General features: G+C 64.9%; 17 protein-coding genes and 1 pseudogene. All 18 read left to right on the top strand.

Going from position 1 to position 16,925, the window contains the following annotated elements; translation table 11 throughout:
* Window positions 1–8: 8 nt before the first annotated feature.
* Window positions 9–401, top strand: a complete 393-nt coding sequence (locus tag Q0C41_RS13625; protein WP_291984332.1) for a hypothetical protein — start codon at window positions 9–11, stop codon at window positions 399–401.
* A 238-nt stretch (window positions 402–639) separates the two neighbouring features.
* On the top strand, window positions 640–1,203 hold the full coding sequence (locus Q0C41_RS13620) for a hypothetical protein (protein ID WP_291984331.1): 564 nt from the start codon (window positions 640–642) through the stop codon (window positions 1,201–1,203).
* A gap of 4 nt (window positions 1,204–1,207) precedes the next feature.
* Window positions 1,208–2,128 carry a hypothetical protein gene (locus Q0C41_RS13615; RefSeq protein ID WP_291984330.1) on the top strand — a complete coding sequence of 307 codons (921 nt, stop codon included), beginning with the start codon at window positions 1,208–1,210 and terminating at the stop codon, window positions 2,126–2,128.
* Window positions 2,125–2,814 carry a tetratricopeptide repeat protein gene (locus tag Q0C41_RS13610; protein ID WP_291984329.1) on the top strand — a complete coding sequence of 230 codons (690 nt, stop codon included), beginning with the start codon at window positions 2,125–2,127 and terminating at the stop codon, window positions 2,812–2,814. The genes Q0C41_RS13615 and Q0C41_RS13610 overlap by 4 nt, the downstream gene beginning before the upstream one ends.
* A 68-nt stretch (window positions 2,815–2,882) precedes the next feature.
* The gene (locus tag Q0C41_RS13605; RefSeq protein WP_291984328.1) at window positions 2,883–3,470 is read left to right on the top strand and encodes a DUF1629 domain-containing protein; all 588 of its coding nucleotides are present in this window, start codon (window positions 2,883–2,885) and stop codon (window positions 3,468–3,470) included.
* 439 nt (window positions 3,471–3,909) lie between these two features.
* On the top strand, window positions 3,910–4,359 hold the full coding sequence (locus Q0C41_RS13600; protein WP_291984327.1) for a hypothetical protein: 450 nt from the start codon (window positions 3,910–3,912) through the stop codon (window positions 4,357–4,359).
* Window positions 4,360–4,941: 582 nt separating this feature from the next.
* A complete protein-coding gene (locus tag Q0C41_RS13595; RefSeq protein ID WP_291984326.1) occupies window positions 4,942–5,235 on the top strand; it encodes a type II toxin-antitoxin system HigB family toxin in 294 nt (97 codons plus the stop codon).
* 2 nt (window positions 5,236–5,237) lie between these two features.
* Window positions 5,238–6,458 (top strand): ImmA/IrrE family metallo-endopeptidase, encoded by a 1,221-nt coding sequence (locus tag Q0C41_RS13590; RefSeq protein WP_291984325.1) that lies wholly within the window; start codon window positions 5,238–5,240, stop codon window positions 6,456–6,458.
* 110 nt (window positions 6,459–6,568) lie between these two features.
* Window positions 6,569–6,796 carry a hypothetical protein gene (locus Q0C41_RS13585; protein ID WP_291984324.1) on the top strand — a complete coding sequence of 76 codons (228 nt, stop codon included), beginning with the start codon at window positions 6,569–6,571 and terminating at the stop codon, window positions 6,794–6,796.
* Window positions 6,783–7,163 carry an E2/UBC family protein gene (locus Q0C41_RS13580; RefSeq protein ID WP_291984323.1) on the top strand — a complete coding sequence of 127 codons (381 nt, stop codon included), beginning with the start codon at window positions 6,783–6,785 and terminating at the stop codon, window positions 7,161–7,163. Before Q0C41_RS13585 ends, Q0C41_RS13580 begins: the two co-directional genes overlap by 14 nt.
* Window positions 7,164–7,207: 44 nt before the next feature.
* Window positions 7,208–8,503 (top strand): ThiF family adenylyltransferase, encoded by a 1,296-nt coding sequence (locus tag Q0C41_RS13575; protein ID WP_367079213.1) that lies wholly within the window; start codon window positions 7,208–7,210, stop codon window positions 8,501–8,503.
* 233 nt (window positions 8,504–8,736) lie between these two features.
* Entirely contained in the window at window positions 8,737–9,981 is a 1,245-nt protein-coding gene (locus Q0C41_RS13570; RefSeq protein WP_291984321.1) for a phosphotransferase, read from the top strand.
* On the top strand, window positions 9,981–10,493 hold the full coding sequence (locus tag Q0C41_RS31420) for a DUF6527 family protein (RefSeq protein WP_367079212.1): 513 nt from the start codon (window positions 9,981–9,983) through the stop codon (window positions 10,491–10,493). Before Q0C41_RS13570 ends, Q0C41_RS31420 begins: the two co-directional genes overlap by 1 nt.
* Window positions 10,494–10,713: 220 nt before the next feature.
* Window positions 10,714–11,772, top strand: coding sequence for a hypothetical protein (locus Q0C41_RS13565; protein ID WP_291984320.1), 1,059 nt, complete (start codon window positions 10,714–10,716; stop codon window positions 11,770–11,772).
* A gap of 644 nt (window positions 11,773–12,416) precedes the next feature.
* Entirely contained in the window at window positions 12,417–12,767 is a 351-nt protein-coding gene (locus Q0C41_RS13560; RefSeq protein ID WP_291984319.1) for a PadR family transcriptional regulator, read from the top strand.
* Complete coding sequence (locus Q0C41_RS13555) at window positions 12,767–15,487, top strand: ABC transporter permease (RefSeq protein ID WP_291984318.1); 2,721 nt, start codon at window positions 12,767–12,769, stop codon at window positions 15,485–15,487. The genes Q0C41_RS13560 and Q0C41_RS13555 overlap by 1 nt, the downstream gene beginning before the upstream one ends.
* 594 nt (window positions 15,488–16,081) lie before the next feature.
* A complete protein-coding gene (locus Q0C41_RS13550) occupies window positions 16,082–16,531 on the top strand; it encodes a c-type cytochrome (RefSeq protein ID WP_291984317.1) in 450 nt (149 codons plus the stop codon).
* Window positions 16,532–16,632: 101 nt separating this feature from the next.
* Window positions 16,633–16,925: pseudogene (locus Q0C41_RS13545) on the top strand (hypothetical protein); the annotation flags it as partial.

Here is a 16,925-nt window from a genome sequence, read left to right as displayed (position 1 = left end):
GTGCCGTCATGACAGGACGTCCACACACCGATCCGGTACCTGTCCACGTCGCGGCGGTCTTGAGCCACGAGATCCAGCCTCGCCTGGCGAAGCTGGCGAGGGAACTGAAGCACTCCCTGGAACTCGCGGTGGTCCTCGTCAAGGACGACCGCATCGTCGGCACGGCCGCCGGTCTCATCGCGAAGGGACGTGACACGGCCGCGCAACACGGCGAGCTCCGCCTGACGTTCATGCAGGTGTACAACCCGGCGTCCCGGCTGTTCACAGCCGAGGCCAAGTTCGCGGCGGATGACCGGACGCCGGCGTTCACAGGCTTCTCGCTGACGGGGCACGTGTCGTCGGCTGAGGATGGCGCGGTAACGACCAAGGCGCCCACCTGGGTCGTCCATTGGGGAGCCTGAGGTGGTCACGGTCTCGGTGGTCCTCGCACGTGGTCGGCTCCCGACGGCTGAGGCCTGGCAGCGCGCCATCGACGAGCTGGGGCTCCCTCTGCGGTTAGACCTAGGCGTGGACCCCGCATCGCATGAGGGCATGTGGCCCGTGACGCTGAAGGGCGAGGGCACAGGCTTCGAGTACTTTACCGAACCTGATCCAGGCCCTCCAGACGAACTGCCGCATACAGTTCCGGATGCGATGCGCGTGACTCTGGTCTCTCGATCGACCCAGGAGGGCCGCGCGGCCGTCGCCGCGGCGGCTGCGCTCGCGGCGCTGAGCGACGGCCAGGTCCACGACGACGCCGGACCACGGGTCTACGATCGACACGCCGCCCTGCAGTGGGCGCGGCAGGTCGTCGCAGAAGAGGACCTCGAGACCGCGGCCGCGCCGCGCACGACCTCGAGACGATCGTGGACCGCCAGGATGCGACAGAGAGTCATGAACCGCCTGGATCCGCCCAGTGTCGTGGCCGAGTGGGAGGACGACGACCTGCTGGGCATCAAGATCCAGACGGCCCAACTCGAGCTCAACATCTCCGTGCCGCGGTCGGAGCTCGGGCGGCTCGAGCGCGTGCCGTCCGGCGATCGCGCGCTGCGTATCGGCACCATTCTGGGCGCGCCCGCCTGGTGGGTCATCAACCGCGACGAGGACCTGCTGTTCCTCGTCGCCGGTCACGATGACGAGACCTGGGAGGTCGGCGCCTCGCTGCCGTCGTCGACGCTCGACGCAATCCGGGTCGAAGTGTCCGCCGCGGTGGCGCAGGACTGACGGCATGAAGGTGCCCGATGTGGTCCGCCGTCTGCGTGCGATGTTCACCTGGCCCACCACGGAGCGCCGCACCGTGTTCGTGCACAGCGACGACCCCTGGTACGAGCTGTACTACGATGGCCGGGCGCAAGCGGTGTTGGAATACAAGGATCTCGACGGGCGGACCATCCAGCGGCTCCTGAGTCGCGAACAAGAGAAGGAGTTCGGGCGTCGCGGGCCTGGCTACATCGCCGAGCTGTACCGCGCCACAGCCAGCGGCCGCGCCCGAGGCGATACGCCAACCCTCGCCCCCGCGGTCGAGCAGCGACTGCGGGACGACTACCCGGACGTGACGCGCTGGATTGCGGCGAAACACCTGGCGAGCTACGGGGCCGACCGGCCCCACCAGGCCCGAGTGCAATTGGCCGTGCTCAGCATCGCCCACGGGAACGTCCACGCGGTGAAGACGTGGATCGAGCGGGCCGCCATCGATTACCGGTGGGCACTCGGCCAGGCCGGCGACGTGGACGCGATGGCTCCGCTGGGGCCGGGGGTGACCGGCATCGATCCCGCGAGCGGCACGATCGTCGGGGCCGAGGGGCGCATCGTGCCGAGCCTCACCAAGTCGGAGTTCGCGGGCTCGCCACTCTTCACAGGGGAGAGGTTTTCGCTCCGCAACTGGGGGGAAGAGGTCCTTGGGAGCGTGCCGCTGACGTTCGACGGCGTCGTGCTCCATCCCGCCCTGCACTTCGATGAGCAGCGCCTTACCGAGGTCTGGCTCGAAGGCGCGAGTGCCACCGATGCGCACGCGTGGCTCGACGCGCGCTGTCCCGGGTGGCAGGGCGTCTTCGCGTGGGGCACGGTGAACGTCGAGGGCGACGGCGGGGGTGGCGCGATCGTGGTGCGCTTCTCGGCCGCAGCGAGGCGCGCGACGGAGGCACCGTGAGCACATTCGACCTGATCTGTGCCGGGCGGTTCGACGAGGCCGTGGACGCCTGCACGGCAGCGATGGTGTCGGGGCCGCAATTCCTGGAGCTGCAGAACCGCGGGCTCGCGTACCTGAAGATGGGCCGCCACGCCGAGGCGATGGCCGACTTCCGCCGCGCCGCCGCCCTCGAGCCGGAGGCGATGCGCACCGACGCGCACGAGAAGCGGATTGGCGCCGCGCAGTGGCTGGCGGGACGCGAAGACGAGGCGATCGCCACGTGGCGGTCCGTGGTCGAGGACCTCGTCCGCAGGCGCTACTCGCACAGCGACGCGGGCGGCGGGATCCAGGCCGGGCTGCTGCTGTGGTTCGGCGCCTCGCGGCTCGGGCTCGGCCCTGAGATGGCGCAGGCCCTCGAGTGGTTGCGGCGGCGGTCACGGCAGCCCGGCATGACGCTGTGGCCGTTGCCTTTGGCGAGGTTCGTCCTCGACGAGGTCACGGAGGAGCAGGTCCGGCTCGAGGCGACGGCCAGCGGCAGCCTCGCGCCGAGACGGGCCTGTCAGGCCGCGTTCTACGCGGCGACCGCGGCCTGTCGGCAGGGCGATGCCGCGAGGGCCAAGGCGCTGCTGACGGAGGCGGTCGCCAGCGGCATGGCGATCCCACTCGACATCGAGTTCGACCTGGCCCTGCATGAGCACCGTCGTTGACATGTCACCCGACACCTGCGAGGTGACGCTGGCCGGCGCTGCCGCGGCGAACGCGATGAGGTGACGCCATGGGAGGACGTGTTCTTCGAGGACCCAAGGTCGCCTCGCGACTCTACACGTGGGATCCCGATCGGGGCGCCCTGCGTTTGGACGGCCCGGTGTACACCGACGATGGCGAGCCGGTCACGGTGTACAACGGCTGGGACCTGGAGCCGAGCGTCCAACTCAACCTCATGCAGGAGCGCAAGGGCCGGCTCACGGACGTGCTCCACACCCTGTCGGGCAAATTGTTCGTGTCGCAACGGGCCGCCGAGGTCATGCTCGCCAACCGGCCCAAGGGCGTCACGGTGCACAGGCTGAACCTGCGCCACCGCGACGGCATGCTGCTGTGCGAATACTTCTGGCTGAACGTCCACACCCTGGTGGAACTGCTCGATCGTGAGCGTTCCGCATTCCGGGAGTGGGAGGTCGGCCGCGGGATCAGTCACATCGACCGGCTGCACCTGCGCGAGGAGAACATCCCCGACGAGGATCTCTTCCTGTTCAGGGAGACGTCGGAGATCGTGTTTTCGTCACGGCTGGTCAGCGCGGTGACGAGTGCACGGCTGACGGGCATCAAGTTCGAGCCGATCGATGAGGAATACCGGTTTCCGTAGTGTCCGAAAGCGCCTGACTCATGCGATTCCGTTCCTGGTGGCTGGCCGTTGTTGCGACCGTGCTGACCCCCTGGAGCGGGCCGCATGTCGATCGGTACGTGCCCCGCGGGATGGGTGTTGTGGCGAGGCGGTGTCGAGGATGCCGACACGAGCTTCTGGATCATCGCAGCTGCGGAAGTACGTGTCGTATTCCTGGTATGGTGCACGCTGTTTCGCTGGGTCGCTGGCCGCGTCGCGCCTGGCGCGAGGCGATGACGGCACCTCAACCGGCCCGGCAGCTCTTGCGAGGCGCGTGCTGAAGCCTGGTCGCCGGTTCCTGACTGCGCTGTGTGCGGGGATCTGGATGTATTCAGCCACAGCACGACCAGGTTGGCCGCGGAGGGCCGTTTCTCGAGCCGGAAGCCGTGCGAGACGTTGGCTGGTCTCGGTCTCCGCAGCGATGTGCCTCACCAGTGCGCAGACCCTGGCCCAACCCCTGGTTCTCGCGGGCACGTGGGAGTACCGGCAACGCAATCTCGCGACTCCGAACGGGGTCGATCTCGAAGGCGAACGCCTCGTGATCACGCAGGCGGGCGTCGTCGTCGCCTATTTCGGACTTGAACGAGAGGGCGAGCACGGACTCTACTACACGGCAGTACAAGCCGAGAACGTGCGACGTACCCGGGACGACCGTCTCGAGTTCACGGTCCCAGCCCGCAACCTCTACCGCAGCCGGCCCAAGAGCCTGCCGCATGCGGCGAACCTTCAACCAGCAGGCGTGGCCAATCAGCGACTCGTGCTGACGGCCGAGCGACGGGGCGAGGCGTTGATCGTCACCTGCGTGTCCAGCGATGGTTGGTCCGGTCCAGAGTCGTCGATGACCTTTCGGCGACTGCCGCGTACGACGTAGCAGGGCGGCCGCGGGATTCCGGCAGCAGGGGCTACTCGGGCTCTTCCGGGAACGGAAGAGGAGGCGCAGGAGATGGGCGAGCGCGTGTCTGTTCGGTATACGAAACGTATATGGCGCCACGTGCGCAATACGTGCGTCTACCCAGGCCTTTGAGCGGTTCTAGCGGATCTTGAGGAAGGTAGATTCCCGTAAGTTCTTTGTTTTCAACACAGGTGGACGCAGTTCGGATCCCATCATCTCCGCCAATTAAGTCATTTAGAATCAGTAATTTATATCCATGAGCTAAGTCCCGTGTGCCCTTCGTCGTCTCGAAGGCACTGCGGCGCGACGCGCGCGACGCGAATTCCAGCCTGATTTCATCAGCCACGCGTTTCATGATCGCGCGCTGGGTGGGAGTTCCACCCTCCCACCTCCTGGCACACGAACGCTTGGCGTCTGCGGGATCGCCATAGCGACTTGAGGATGCATGCGGTTGGCCGTGGCACCCCAGCTCCGTCTGGCCGCAGCTGCCGGCTGAATGGCTTGACTTTGGCTTGTTTTGGGAGCATTATACTTTCACGTGTTTAGGGATCGATACTCCAGATGCGGATCATTGCCAAGAGGACTCTGCGCGAGTTCTGGGAGCGGCATCGCGATGCCGAGGAGCCACTCTTGGCTTGGTATCGCGAAGTCGAGCACGAGGAGTGGGACAGTCCGGCCAAGGTCAAGGAGAAGTATCGGAGCGCCAGCATCGTGGCCAACAATCGCGTGGTCTTCAACATCAAGGGCAACAGCTATCGGCTGGTCGTGAGGGTCAACTACGGGGCTCGTATCGTGTTGATTCGATTTGTCGGTACTCACGCGGAGTACGACCGGATCGACGTGGAGGAGGTGTGAACGTGGGCAACATCAAGGCGATTCGGAGTGAGGCTGACTACAACGCCGCGCTCGCTCGCATCGAAGCGCTCATGGACGCCGAGCCCGCTACTCCTGAAGGCGATGAGCTCGATGTCCTGGCTGATCTCGTTGAGCACTACGAAGAGAAGCATGTCTCGATGGGTTTTCCGAGCCCGGTCGCAGCCATCGCGTTTCGTTTGGAGCAAGCAGGTCTTGCGCCGCGAGATCTCGTTCCGTTCATCGGTAGCCGCGCCAAGGTGTCCGAAGTGCTGTCGGGGAAGCGACCTCTCACGATGCCGATGGCACGCGCTCTTCACGAGCATCTCGGGATTCCTGCCGCCGTGCTCCTGCAGCAACCGGGTGCGGATTTCGATACGGAGATCGAGACGCTCGAATGGGACCGCTTCCCGATCAAGGCCATGGCCAAAGCGGGGTGGATCCGGAGAAGTCGAAGTCTCAGCGCTCACCCGGAGGAGTTGGTGCGCGGCCTTATCGAGCAGGCCGGCGGTCCGACTGTCGCGTGTGCGGCACTCTACCGCAAGAGCCATCAGGCACGAGCTAACGCGAAGACAGACCCGTATGCCCTCAAGGCATGGTGTTGGAAAGTACTGGGTGACGCCAACCGCGAGAAGCCGTCCGTGACCTATCGTCCAGGGACGGTGACGCTCGAGTTTCTTCGCCAGCTCGCCCAGCTCAGTTGGCTGGAGGAGGGGCCTCGCCTAGCAAAGGAGTCCCTTGCGAAGCACGGCATCCCGCTGGTGATCGTCGCTCATCTTCCGAAGACGTACTTGGATGGTGCCGCGCTGAAGCTCGGCGACGGAACTCCCGTCATCGGGCTGACGCTACGCTACGACCGACTAGACAATTTTTGGTTCTGCCTGCTCCACGAACTCGCACATGTCGGACGGCACATGGACATCGATGGTCAGGCGGCGTTCGTGGACGATCTGTCCCTGCGTGACGTTGGAGGCGCGTCGGACGACCCTCGGGAAGCCCAAGCCGACGAATGGGCCGAGGAAGCTCTGGTACCTCGAGCGACTTGGGAGTCGAGCGCTGTCCGCGAGGAGCCGACGGCGATGTCCGTCATCAACCTCGCCAATGCGCTCAAAGTGCATCCCGCGATCGTCGCCGGAAGGATACGGCACGAGCGGAGGAACTATCGTTTGCTCTCGCAGTTCGTCGGAACAGGGGCCGTCCGTCAGCACTTCGGCATCAAGTCATAGGAGGGCGGACATGCCAGCCGAGCTTGTGCAGGTTGACAGATTGTGGAGGAACCATGTCTGAAAGTAACGCGGTCCCCGAGGCGTCTCAGGGTCGGAAGTATTTCTTCTTCGTGGACAACGTCAAGTACGAGCATGACGCATCCTCGATCACTGGTGCCGAGATCAAGACGAAGGTGCCTGGATTCGATCCGTCGTACAGCTTGTTCCTGGAGGGCCACGGAAATGATCCCGACAGGCTGGTGCAAGACTCGGAAGGGTTTTCGCTGGAAAGGCAAGGGCAAGGCCCGCTGAAGTTCTACACTGTTCCTCCGGCGCAGTTCGGTCATGTCGCTTGTTGATGAACAACTGGAGGCGTTGAAGCGAGACTGGCCGGGAGCCACCGCCCAACGCCTGCCGAGCGGAGCGTTCTTGGTCACCGTGCCTGATCTGCCGTTGCCTGCTGGCTGGACCGCCGAAAGCACGACAGTGCGCTTTCTCGCCCCGGTTGGATATCCGCACGCAAAGCCGGACTGCTTCTGGGCAGATGAGGGGGTGCGCCGAGCCAACGGAGCCATTCCACAGGCTTCAAATCTTCAGGAAATCCCGGAGTCCGGAGGGTTGCGAGGGCTTTGGTTCTCGTGGCACGTGGGTCAATGGAATCCGAATCAGGACACCCTGAAGACGTTCATGAACGTCATCCGTAACCGCTTCTCGCAGGCCCAATGAAGCGACTCGTTCTGACCGAGCCTCAGTATGCGACGATTCGGTCCGTGGTTGACACGGATCCGTCTCTGGAAGCGTGTGTGTTCTTGCACGGTGTGCGCTACGAAGCTGGCGATGGCATCCGGTACCTAGTTCGACACGCTGTCGTTCCGCCAAGGGAAGCCTACGTGGAGCGGACCGCGGTCAGTGTCGCGCTGAAGTCCGCGTACGTCGGCTCTATGGTCCAAGAGGCGCGTGGCGAGAACGCCTTTGTCGCGTTCGTACACAGCCACCCGCACATCAGTCGCCCGACCTTTTCGACGGCGGATGATGTCGGCGAGCGTCTGCTGGCTCCCTTCCTGAAGTCCCGGTTGGGTTCCAGCCACCACGTATCCGTTATTGTTGGCTCAGACCGGTGGATCGCTCGAGAGATCGGTCAGGATGACCCTTCTGAAGTCGAGATCGTCTCGGTCGGCGCGGTCATTCGGCACTTATCAGAGAGTCTAGATCTCTCTGTCGATCACGAGTTGCATGATCGCCAGATTCGAGCCTTCGGACCAATCGGTCAACGAGCGCTTAAGGGCCTTCGTGTCGCGATAGTTGGCGTCGGTGGTACCGGTTCGGTGGTGGCCCAGCAATTGGCTCACCTCGGCATCGGCAGGCTCCGCCTCGTGGATTTCGACTCCATCGAACGGAGCAATCTGAATCGTCTAGTTGGCGCGACGCCAGAGGACGTAGGGACGCCAAAGGTAAACGCTGTCGCGCGGCATGTCCGGAGCATTGCGCCTTCCTGCGACGTGACTGCCGAGAAGGCCGATGTATTGAGTCACAAGGTCGCGATCTCACTTCTACGGGAGGACTTCGTTTTTGGATGCACCGATTCCCACGGGAGTCGAGCCGTTCTCAACCAGCTGGCGTATCAGTACTTTTTGCCGTGTGTCGACGTCGGTGTCGGGATTCACGTAAAGAACGGCCAACTCCAGCGCATCGTTGGACGCGCCCAGATGCTCGCCCCGGGATTGGGATGCCTGACGTGCGGCAACCTGCTAGATGCGGGGCAAGTTCGAATCGATTTCATGACTCCATCCGAGCGACGAGCCGATCCGTACTTCGTCGGGGCTGTGGTCGAGCAGCCAGCCGTGATTTCCATCAACGCTACAGTGGCCTCCCTGGGCGTCTCGATGGCCGTTTCCGCGGTTACTGGTGCGCCGATGCACGCGAGGCTTGCGCTGTACGACGGCGTTCAAGGAGTTGTCCGTTCTGCGACCGTTGATCCAGTCCCTCGCTGCGTTGTTTGCTCAGAAATGGGCGCCCTCGGGCGTGGTCCAACCTGGGAGCTGCCCAGCCGAAGCGCGGGGCATTGATGCCGTACACGTTCCGTCGAATCTTCCCACATATAGACGAAGTGGAACGACGGTATGTGCTATGGGTTGGCCGCATTCCTAACGACGTGCTCCGGGCCTTTCGGCGACGAGGCCTGCAGGTCCAACGGGTCGATCGGAGGGTTCCGGCGGATCGTTTCCTCACCCACGCACGAGCGGTTGTAGTTGACCGCCGGTCGCGTGGCCTCGAATGGCTAGAGGCTCGGCCTCGTCTCGTGGATGCCTTTCTCATTCACGGACTCGTCTTCCTTCACCGCATTGAAGCACCTACGGCGCCGGCGCTGTCGACCCTGGCACCCGGAGGCGATCACGACGGCCGGGAGTGGCAGTGGGACGATAGCCGAAGGGTCGATGATGCCGTCGACTACGTGCTGAGATGGCGACCCGGTCCGTCGGCGAGCGACGAGCTGGAAATTGGCCTGGGGGGTGATTCACAGCTAGACCTTGAACAAGAGGTGCTGCTTCGCCGAGCCTTCTCCGATACGATTCACCTGGCGTTGAGAGCGTTGTCAGGCGGCTACTCAGCGGCTATCTATCGAGTTGACGCGATCAGCAGCCAGCCGACCGGCGCGAGGCCGCTGCCATTTGTCGTCAAGTTCGATTCGCCGCGGAAAATCCGCCAAGAATTCGACGCGTATTGGCAACATGTGAACCCCAGCGTCCCCTTTCACTTGCGGCCACTGCTCGATGAGAGTCGCTCGATCATTGGCCGCCGGTGGGGAGTGCTGGTGAGCACGTTCGTAACCGGTGCCGAGTCGCTGGCCGATGCGGCCATGCGAGGACAGGCCCAACTGGCGCTGTATAGCCTGTTCGATCACGCGACCGCCGTGTGGCATACAAACGCGCAGCCTCTCCAAGGCAGTCTGGTGGACACGCTGATCTCGTGCCCAGGTACGCGTATCAACACGGCGTTTTCGACAAGTCAACGAGCGATCCGATGGTCGTCTGAAGGGGACAACGTCGATGTTGCGGCTCTCATCGCGACCCTGCGAGGTAGATCGCCGACCGCGTACCTTGCGGGCACGACTCATGGCGACCTCCACGCTCAGAACGTCCACGTGAGGGGTGGAGACGCCATTCTGATGGACTTTTACTCTTGCGGAGCCCAGGTGCCGGCTCTCTATGACGCCGCGTACTTGGAAGTTAGGACGGCGTTCTGTATGGAGACTCGAGCGCACTCGGGAGCCGAGTGGGAACAGGCGGTCAATGGACTTTTCACTCGACCGGCGTTGACGACTGTTCCGCCGGCCGTGCTGGCTCCAACATCCACGAGATGGCTTGTGAACTTCAGCAGGCAAGTGCGCTTGTTCGTAATGCCGATGTCGTCAGATCGAGAATATGCTGCCTTGGTCGCATGGGCGCTGTTGCGGCATGCCACCTTCCAGCCGCCTAACGATGAACACTCCGAGGAACGCAGGCATGCTCTTCGGATAGCGGGTCGGCTTGTGGCGGAACTCTGATGTCCAGCCGGGCTACGAGGATTCGGCGGCGAGGTGAGTTCGAGAGCTACGGAGAGGCACTCGAGCAAGTCCCGGAAGGAGGGGACGTCGCCCTGGTCACACGGGGACGGCCGCGATGGTTGCTCATCCGATGCCCAGACGGGTGCGGCGAGGTCATTCCGGTCAACCTCGACCAACGCGCTGGCCCGGCTTGGCGGTTGGATCGCCGTAGCGACGAGTGGTCCCTGTATCCGTCTGTGTGGAGAGAGACGGGATGTGAGTCGCATTTTGTCGTCTGGCGAGGCCGAATATGGTGGGGGCGCGATTGGGAGTACCAACCGCGGGACACAACGCTTGAGAACCGGATTCTTGGAGTTCTTCAGAAGGTGGACGTCCCGCAAGATGCCGTCGCCATCGCCCATACGCTCGACGCCGAAGCGTGGGTTGTCTCGATCGCCTGCCATCGCTTGGTCGATGAGAAGCGAATCCGCATGTCTGGAAATCGAGCGTTTCCCGTGTTTTCCCTGCGCTGATGAGACCCTCCTCCTACGTACCCGAGCCATGAAGCGAGACCTACTTGGTGGACAGGCAGCGAAGCTGGATACGACGTCCGGCGTGTCCGATTCGACGCTGCGGGCCGTTCAAGCGCAGGGGAACATCGGTCGTATGAGAGATGAGGACCGACGCCGCTTAGCTCAGCCGTACGCTGAAGACCAGGAGTCAGGAGAACGCGGCCTGGCAAGGGCACTCGGCGTGGCCACACCGCAGCTCGATGCCCTGGCCGACGAGATCCTCGCCGATCTTGCGGTCGACCCTCCGTTCGGTGTCGCGTGGTGGGCACCTTACCCAGGAGCGTCACGACGAATTCTGATCAGCGACCAACTGTACTCGTGCGCGACGAGCGTGGCGGCGAATCTGGGTGAAGCGGCGCTTCATCTTCTGGAGTTTCTGGAAGCTGTTGATCGCGAAAGCGACCACTTGGCAAATGTCGTCGCCATCAGCGATCGCGGCGACTTCGAGGTCAAAATGCCGAGGAGCCGGCATGCAGCCGACGACGCGATCTCGCACATGGCGGACCTCCACGTCATCGGCGTCGCGCGAGCGCTGTCCGCAGCCCTGGACTGTCTCGGCGGCGCCGTTACTGGCGTTCTAGCGCTGCCGACCAGCTTGCTCCGGTCGGACCTTGACAGCGCTAGGCGGGTGCTCGGCAGGCTGACTGACGACCGCTCGGCCGGTCGCCAACGCCAGCTCGATGCTGGCACCAGATTGGAGGCGCTCATCTCGGCATTAGGTCCACAGGGCTGGCTGACGTGGCTGCTCGCGTACCGGAACATGGTAGTCCATCGTGGTCGTCGGATCGTCGTCAGCCAACTTGTCCCGCGGCTGCCGGTGATCTACGGTCCTGACCGCAGACCGATTCCCCGGATGCGGGTGGTTCGCCATCTGCCACGTGACGCCGGACGTTCCGACATCGAGGTGCTTCTCGATCGTCCAACGCCACCGGTGTTGACTGAGGACGCGGCACGCACGCTCGACGGCGTGATCCGAAGCACCCATGCGCTGGTGGAAGGCGTGGCGGCACTGCTTCTCGAGGTGTGGCGGTGGCGCCGAACGAATCCCGCGGCCCTGCCTCAGCCGCCAGAGCAGTGGCGAGACGGGGTAGCGGCGCAGGAGACGGCCTTTCGGGGATACGCAGAAGGCTCGCACCCATACGAGCCGGCCCAGCTCACCGGACACCCCATCTTGATCCGGCGCATGCGTGGGGCGGCACTAAATGACGAGGTCCGAGAACAGTGGAATGGCTTTGACTGAGTTCTACTCGAACGCATTGAAGGAGCCGAGAGCACGCAGAACGCTGGCCATGGTGGACTCGAATCGCGTGGTCATGGAGACGGTGGGGACGCTGTCGGGCGGACGCGAAGTACCGTTGCCACGGGCCGCCGGGGCTGGGGCAGACGCGGCCTCACGGACCGCGGCCGGTCCGACGTTATCGTCGCCCGCTGGCGCAGTTCGGGCCGGTTCGGGCGTGGAATGGACTTCCTGACCGAGGTCGTTGTGGCAGTCTGCCATATACCGTTCGTATATGGCGCCACGTGCGCAATACGTGCGTCTACCCGGGCCGTTGAGCGGTTCTAGCGGATCTGGAGGAAGTCGAAATCCCGTAAGTTCTTTGTTTTCAACAGGTGGACGCAGTCCGAATCCCACCCTCTCCGCCAAACACACCTCCGGCGTGACGGCTCTCGCCGCTCACTGATAAGAACGCCAGTCGGGGCCGGATCCTTGCACCGGTCAGAGTGACCCGACGGGACCGTTCCCTCTCAGTCCGACACCTTCGGCCAGGCCGGCCCCTGCGCCGAAACGCTGCCAAGCTCGGGAGGACAGTGGTTGCTCCTCTTGACAAACTAGATAAGCGGCGTATCCTCTGTTCGTCTAGTTCATCTAGAGGAGAGGCGCGCATGTCGGTCGACCAGAAGTCGAGCAGCCTGGTGCAAGGCACGCTGCACATGCTGATCCTGAAGACGCTCGCGCTGGAGCCGATGCACGGCTATGGCATCGGTGTCCGCCTCGAGCAGATTAGCAAGGGCGTCTTCCAAGTCAACGCCGGATCCCTCTTTCCCGCGTTGCGCCGCCTGGAGCGCGACGGTCTCATTGCCGGCGAGTGGCAGGTCACGGAGAACAACCGGCGCGGCAAGTACTACGCGCTCACCGCGCAGGGCCGCGCGACGCTGAAGCGGGAGACCAAGGACTGGGAGCAGCAGACCGCCGCCATCACCCGAATCCTGTCGGCATCACTGGGAGACCTCTGATGCGAAGGCTCAGGCGCGTCGCGGCCGGAATCCTCGGTATGCTGCGGCGGACGCGCCAGTCGCAGGAGCTTGACGCTGAGCTCGAGGCATTCCTCGAGATGGCGATCGACGCCAAGGTCCGCACCGGCATCAGCCGCGACGCGGCGACACGCGCGGCTCGCTTGGAGCTGGGAAGTGCGGCCGCCGTCAAAGACTACGTGCGAGACGTCGGCTGGGAGACGGCACTCGAGACGACGTGGCAGGACGTGCGCTACGCCGCGCGGACGCTGCGCCGCTCGCCAGTCTTCACCGTGGTGACTGTCGTCTCGCTCGCACTTGGCATCGGTGCGAACACCGCGATCTTCACCCTGGTCAACACGCTGATGCTCCGATCCCTACCGGTGTCCCATCCGGAGCAGCTCGTTGAGCTGCTGAGTCGATATCCGGGGGAGCCGCGCATGAGTTCGTTCTCGTGGCGGCACTACGAGCACTTTCGCGACAACAACCAGTCGTTCACGGACCTTCTGGCGATGTCGCGGGCCCGCTTTCAGGTGACGGTGCCAGGACTGGAGCCGGAGACGATTGACGGCGAGTACGTCGCCGGCAATTTCTTCACCGGCCTAGGCGTGCGGCCGGCCCTGGGCCGCTTGATCGAGGCAGGAGACGATCAGGTGGACTCGTCGAGTGCGACGAGCGCCGTGGTCAGCTGGTCCTATTGGGCCAGCCGGTTACATGCGGATCCCGCGATCGTCGGCAAGACGATCGTCGTGAACGACGTGCCGGCGACGGTGGTCGGCGTTGCCCCGCAAGAGTTCTTCGGGCTTCAGGTCGGGATCAGCCCGAGCGTATGGCTCCCGGCCGCGCTGGAACCGGCCCTCCAGAAGCCGAGCCGTCGGATGGACGGCACACTGGGCGTCGGCATGCTGGCGCGGTTGCGGCCGGGCGTCACGCTAGATCAAGCCCTGGCCGAGATGCGTGTCCTCGACCGCTACCGGCTCGAGGATTTCGCAAAGAGCCGGTCGGCCGCGTTCGCGCGCGGCTTCACCATCGAACTGGCGCCTGCGGCCGCGGGACTGGCTGCACTGCGCGACCGCTTCGCCACCTCACTGCTCGTCCTGATGGCCGTCGTGGGGTTGATCCTGCTGATTGCGTGTGCCAACGTCGCGGGCCTCCTGCTGGCTCGGGCGGCGGCGCGGCAGCCTGAGACGGCGCTGCGCCTGGCGCTCGGTGCAGGCCGCGCGCGGTTGGTGCGACAGGTGTTGACCGAGTCGGTCCTGCTGTCCGCTATGGGCGGCCTGGCCGGTGTCGCCTTGGCATCGGCGGGCGCCGAGGCACTCGTGCGCCTCATGTTGTCCGGCCGCGAGTTCACGAGGCTGCCGCAGCGCATCGCGATTCAGACACAGCCCGACGCACAGGTGCTGATGTTCGTGACCGCCGTGGCCGTCCTGACGGCGCTGCTGTGTGGCGCGGTGCCGGCGTGGCACGCGCTGACCTCGGCGCCGGCACCGTCGCTCCGCGCATCGGGCGCCGCCGGCGAGACGCAGAGGCGACGCCTGTTCGGCAGGAGCCTCGTCGTGGCGCAGGTGGCGTTGTCGGTGCTGCTCTTGAGCGCGGCCGGCGTGTTCTTGCAGCATCTCTCGAATCTTCGCAGTCAGGACCTCGGCTTCCAGCGCGCGTCGCTGCTCCTGGTCACACTCGACCCGGCGAAGAGCGGGTATGCGCGTGAACAACTGTTCGCGCCGTACCAGAATCTGCTAAGACGCTTGAGCGAGATTCCGGGTGTCCGCTCGGTCACGCTGAGCGGCCTGACACCAATCTCCGGTGCGGGCGCGTCCCGTTTCATCAAGGTGGAGGGCTTCGAGGAGGCTCCCGAGGCGCGCCGCTACGTCCCGCTCAACTGGGTGGGGCCGAGATACTTCGAGACGTTTGGCACCCCGTTACTCGGCGGGCGCGATTTCGCGTTCTCAGACAGGGGCGGGCCGGCCGTGGCCATTGTGAACCAAGCGATGGCCCGCCACTACTTTGGCGACAGGAATCCGATCGGGGGTCGGTTTCAGCTCGTGGGTCCATCCAACAGCGGCATCACCGGCGCGCCGCCAGACCAGGTCTACGAAATCGTCGGAGTGGCTGCGGACGCAAAATACTTGGACCTGCGTGAGCCACCGCCGCGCACGATCTACCTGAACGCCTTCCAGGAGCCGCGCATGTTCAGCCGGTTTGCCCTGCGCACGTCGGGAGATCCGGCGGCGGTGGCGAGCGACGTACGGCGCATCGTGCAGGAGGATCTGAAGACGGTCGCGGTCGCGGACATGACGACGATGGACGCGCTCGTGGATGGGTGGATCGTGCCGGAACGTGTGATCGCGATGCTCTCCACCCTCTTCGGCGGCCTCGGCGCCTTGCTCGCCGCTCTGGGCGTCTACGGCCTGCTGGCGTACTCCGTGGCGCGTCACACCAACGAGATCGGGATCCGGATCGCCCTCGGCGCCACGCGCACGAACATCTCGCGTATGGTGCTCACGGGCGCCCTCGGGCTGGTGTGCACGGGCGTGGTGATCGGCGTGCCGCTCGCCGTCCTGAGCCGCCAGGTGGCCAGCCGGGTGGTGGCCGACCTACCGGCGGCCAGTGTGTGGCCGCTCGTGCTCGCCGCGACTGCGATGCTCGCGACTGCGATGGTGGCGGCCTACGTGCCGGCACGCCGAGCGTCGAAGGTGGACCCGGTCGACGCGTTGCGCCAATGACCGCACTCGTGCTTGTGCGCGAATCCGGAGTCACTGCGCGGAGTCTGTACCAAGAGCTCGGGTGCCCGAAGGATCTGACGGGTTCGAGCGGTTCCATGAGCACAGCACGAGGGGACGTGCGCTTTCACTGACGGCCTGCGATGAGTGTTCGCGCCCGAGACATGGTATACGGCGCCACGTGCGCAATACGTGCGTCCATCTCGGCTTTCGAGCGGTTCTGGCGGATCGGGAGGAAGCGGAAAGCCCGTAAGTCCTTTGGTTTCAATACCTGGACGCAGTCCGAATCCCACCCTCTCCGCCAATCACACCTCCGGCGTGACGGCTCCTGCCGCTTACTGATAAGAACGCCGGCCGGGCGCTGAACCTTGCGTCGGTCTGATTGGGCTGCGCACGCCCCTCGGCTGCCACACCGAACGGACGGCGGCCATGTGGCCGAGGGCCGGACGCCCTGCCTCGCTAGCCGACTCACGGCCTGAGCAGACCCGAGCGCTTCTGGAGTAGGATTCGCGGCCGAGCCATGTCGATGAGCCAGCGCCTGTCTCTACGGGGGGCCGCAGTTATGCGGGTCGCTCGTTACTCGCCCACGGTCGCCATATGAAAGTGCTGATCCTGCTTTGCGCCGCACTTGTCATGGCCGGGGCCCAGTACCCCGGCTGGTGGGTGCCGCCGGGGGGCGCGAGCGAAAAGAGCCCGCTCACGGCCACACCGGCGACGATCGCCCGAGGTAAAGAGCTCTTCGCCGCCAACTGTGCGCGTTGCCATGGGCCCGATGGCAAAGGCGGCGGCGAGTCGTCCTATGCGGCCGACCTCACCGACGACCTGCGCATCGAGCTCAACACCGAGGGCGTGCTCTTCTACAAAATCTGGAAGGGGCGCATGTCGTACGGCAAAGGGCCCAAGGAAGACATGCCGGCTTTCGAGGGCCGGCTCGAGAAGCCGCAGGTGTGGGCGCTCGTCGAGTATCTGAAGGTGCTGCGAACCCCTCGCCCCGCGGGCCGCATTGGCGACGTGGCGGCAGCGCACAGTGGGAACGGGAGCGACTAGTGGCGGACCAGACCACGCTTTCACGCCGCGGCTTCGTACGCTCGGTCGCGGCCACCGCCGGGGCCGCATCCCTCGGAGGACCTGTCGCCGCGCAAGGACCCGTGCCGCAGACGGTGGCCGAGGCCGCGCCGCTCTCGCTGCGCAACGTGTCGCGGTTGCCGGGACTGACGCCGCGTGGCGCCGGCTGGCTGCGTTTCCTCTGGGAGAAGGCGACGACACGCGACGACTGGAGCTCCGCCGGCATTCCGCATCCGTGGTGGGATCGGTATACGTCGCCGGTCGTCCTGAGCTATGGGCGGTTCGACCTGTCGTTCTCCGCCTACGGGCTGCTGCTCATGGCCGATCAGACGCCCGCCTGGCGCGAGGTCTACTCGCGCATCGCGGACGAACTGGC

Origin of the sequence: Luteitalea sp. (assembly GCF_022842525.1) — a bacterium.
Classification (GTDB): domain Bacteria; phylum Acidobacteriota; class Vicinamibacteria; order Vicinamibacterales; family Vicinamibacteraceae; genus Luteitalea.
This window is presented reverse-complemented; position numbering and strand designations above follow the sequence as displayed.